This window comes from Dyella sp. 01N36, from assembly GCF_056399745.1.
In genome coordinates this window covers 1-3271 of record NZ_JBFTRY010000289.1, presented here as the reverse complement: position 1 = coordinate 3271, position 3271 = coordinate 1, and the positions used below count along the sequence as shown (strand labels likewise).

Sequence of the window (3271 nt, the reverse complement as noted above, 5' to 3'; positions counted from 1 at the left end):
GCCGTAGACTCACCGATCAGCGTGCCGTGGTTGCGGCGCACGTAGTTGATGATGGCCTCGTCGAAACGGTCGCCGCCCACGCGCACGGACTGCGAGTAGACGATGCCGTTGAGCGAGATCACCGCCACTTCGGAGGTGCCGCCACCGATGTCCAGCACCATCGAGCCGCGCGCCTCATGCACCGGAATGCCGGCGCCGATCGCAGCCGCCATGGGCTCTTCGATCAGGAACACGTCGCGGGCACCGGCGCCTTCGGCCGATTCCTTGATGGCGCGACGCTCCACCTGGGTGGAGCCGCAGGGCACGCAGACCAGCACGCGCGGGCTCGGACGGAGCATGCGCGACTTGTGAACCTGCTTGATGAAATGCTGCAGCATGGCCTCGGTCATCGAGAAGTTGGCGATCACGCCATCCTTCATCGGACGCACCGTGGCGATGTTGCACGGAGTTCGACCCAGCATCTTCTTGGCGTCGCTGCCGACGGCGGCGACCGCGCGCGGACCACCCGGGCCACGGTCCTGACGGATCGCGACCACCGATGGTTCGTTCAGGACGATGCCCTGTCCCCTTACGTAAATAAGGGTGTTGGCCGTGCCTAGGTCGATCGAAATATCGTTGGAAAAAAAGCCGCGAAACTTCTTGAACATGGGTCCGCCGTGGTCCGGCTGTGGCTAAAAAGTAAGCGGGCCAGTCTAGTCAGCATGCATCAGGACCGCAAGGACATTCTCGTTAAGAAAGCCTTTGTTTACGCTGTGATATGCGACTTTTACGTAGCTTTTGTCTGACTTTGCGGAGGCGGTCTCGAAGGAAATCGCTCACAAGAGCATCGCCGTTGAGTCAAGTTCCCGGTATGATCGGGAACTTTGGGCCAGGCAGGCGCAAGCGCCGCCCGGACTGCCACTTCATCTGCCAGGGATCATCCTCGCATCATGTCAGCCGTCATTTGTGGATCGCTTGCCTACGACACCATCATGGTGTTCCAGGATCAGTTCAAGAATCACATCCTGCCCGACCAGGTTCACATCCTGAACGTGTCGTTCCTGGTGCCGCGCATGCGCCGCGAATTCGGCGGTTGCGCGGGCAATATCGCTTATAACCTGAAGCTGCTGGGCGCCGACCCGCTGCCGGTGGCCACGGTGGGCCAGGATTTTGGTCCGTACCAGGTCCATATGGAAAAGTGCGGCATCCGCATGGATTACGTGCGTGTGTTCGATGACCAGTTCACGCCGCAGTGCTTCATCACCACCGACCTGGACAACAACCAGATCACTGCCTTCCATCCGGGCGCCATGCTGAGCGCGCACACCAACCACGTGCGCGACATCCCGGATATCAGCTTCGCCATCGTGGCCCCGGACAGCCGCGACGCCATGCTGCAGCACGTGGACGAATTCTCCGCGCGCGGCGTGCCGTTCATCTTCGACCCGGGCCAGGCCATGCCCTTGTTCGATGGCGCCGAGTTCCGCGCGATGATCGAGAAAGCCACTTACGTGATCGTCAACGATTACGAGTCGCAGCTGCTGCAGCAGCGCACGGGCTGGAGCGCCCAGGAGATTGCCTCGCGCGTGAAGGCCTATATCGTCACGCTCGGCCCGCGCGGCTCGCAGATCTACACCGATGGCACCATCCACGAGATTCCGCCGGCCCGGGAACGCCAGGTGATCGACCCGACGGGCTGTGGCGACGCTTATCGCGCCGGCCTGATCTTCGGCATCATGAAGGGCAAGGACTGGCCGACGGTGGGCCGCATGGCTTCGCTGATGGGTGCGCTGAAGGTGGAGCATCCGGGCACGCAGAACCAGCATTTCGACTACGCGTCGTTCTCCAAGGAATTCGAAGAGCAGTTCGGTTACGCGATCGGCTGATCACTCGTCGTTCCGGTACGAACCAACAGCGAGGCCTCCACCATGGAGGCCTCGTCTGTTTTCAGCCCACGCGAAATCCCATGGTGGCGTTCACGGCCGCCTGCCAGCCGCGATAGAGGCCATCCCGCTCAGGTTCGCGCATCAGCGGTTCGAAGCGGCGATCGACCTGCCACAGGCTGGCGATCTCCTCGCAGCTCTGCCAGAAGCCGATGGCCAATCCCGCCAGATAGGCCGCGCCAAGCGCCGTGGTTTCCTGCACGCGCGGGCGCAGCACCGGAACGCCGAGCATGTCGCTCTGGAACTGCGCCATGAAATCGTTCGCGATGGCGCCGCCATCGGCGCGCAGTTCCTTCAACAAGATGCCCGCATCCGCTTCCATCGCCGTGAGCACGTCGCGCGACTGGTAGGCCATCGATTCCAGCGCGGCGCGCACAAAATGCTCCTTGCTGGTGCCGCGGCTCAAACCAAATACCGCTCCGCGCACGTCGCTGCGCCAATACGGCGCGCCGAGGCCGACGAAGGCCGGCACCATGTAGACGCCATCGCTCGATGCCACACGCTCCGCATAGGCCTGCGAGTCCGACGCCTTGCCCAGCATGCGCAGGCCGTCGCGCAGCCACTGGATCACCGAGCCGGCCACGAAAATGCTGCCCTCCAGCGCATAGTCCACCCGATCGCCCAGCTGCCAGGCGATGGTGGTGAGCAGGCCATGCGTCGACGATACGGCCTGCTCGCCGGTATTCATCAGCATGAAGCAGCCGGTGCCATAGGTATTCTTGGCCATGCCGGGACTGAAGCAGGCTTGCCCGAAGAGCGCCGCCTGCTGGTCCCCCGCGACGCCCGCGATCGGCACACTCGCACCGAAGAACTGGGCCGGCGCCGTATGGGCGTAGACCTCACTGCTTGATCGCACCTCGGGCAGCATTGCGCGCGGGATATTGAGCATGGCGAGCAGATCGTCGTCCCAACGGCGACGATGAATGTCGTAAAGCAATGTGCGGGCCGCGTTGCTCACGTCGGTGACATGCGTGGTGCCGCCGCTGAGATTCCAGATCAGCCAGCTGTCGATGGTGCCAAACAGCAGCTCGCCCTTCTCCGCGCGCTGCTGCGCACCCTCCACGTGATCGAGTATCCAGCGCAGCTTAGTCGCCGAGAAATAGGCATCGATCAACAGACCCGTCCGCTCGCGTACGAGCGCCTCATGTCCGGCCTGTTTCAGCTGCTCGCAGATATCCAGGCTCTGGCGCGATTGCCAGACGATCGCGTTATGGATGGGCTGGCCGGTCGCCCGGTCCCATACCACGGTGGTTTCGCGCTGATTGGTGATGCCGATCGCCGCCACCTCGCCGAGATCCACCTGCGTATTGGCAAGCAACTCGGTCACGGTGACCAGCACGCTGGTGAGG

3 protein-coding genes are annotated in these 3271 nt (G+C 63.0%); 1 reads left to right on the top strand and 2 read right to left on the bottom strand.

Annotation, left to right across the window (positions count from 1 at the left end; all coding sequences use genetic code 11):
• Nucleotides 1–647: rod shape-determining protein (locus AC1DMG_RS21135; protein WP_477181052.1), on the bottom strand; the 647-nt coding region annotated here is incomplete at its 3' end.
• A 282-nt stretch (nucleotides 648–929) separates the two neighbouring features.
• Between AC1DMG_RS21135 and AC1DMG_RS21130 the strand changes: the two genes are divergently transcribed.
• On the top strand, nucleotides 930–1865 hold the full coding sequence (locus AC1DMG_RS21130; RefSeq protein ID WP_441605055.1) for a carbohydrate kinase family protein: 936 nt from the start codon (nucleotides 930–932) through the stop codon (nucleotides 1863–1865).
• Between the two features lie 61 nt (nucleotides 1866–1926).
• On the opposite strand, the gene glpK is transcribed toward AC1DMG_RS21130, so the two are convergent.
• Nucleotides 1927–3271: glycerol kinase GlpK (glpK, locus tag AC1DMG_RS21125; protein ID WP_477181051.1), on the bottom strand; the 1345-nt coding region annotated here is incomplete at its 5' end.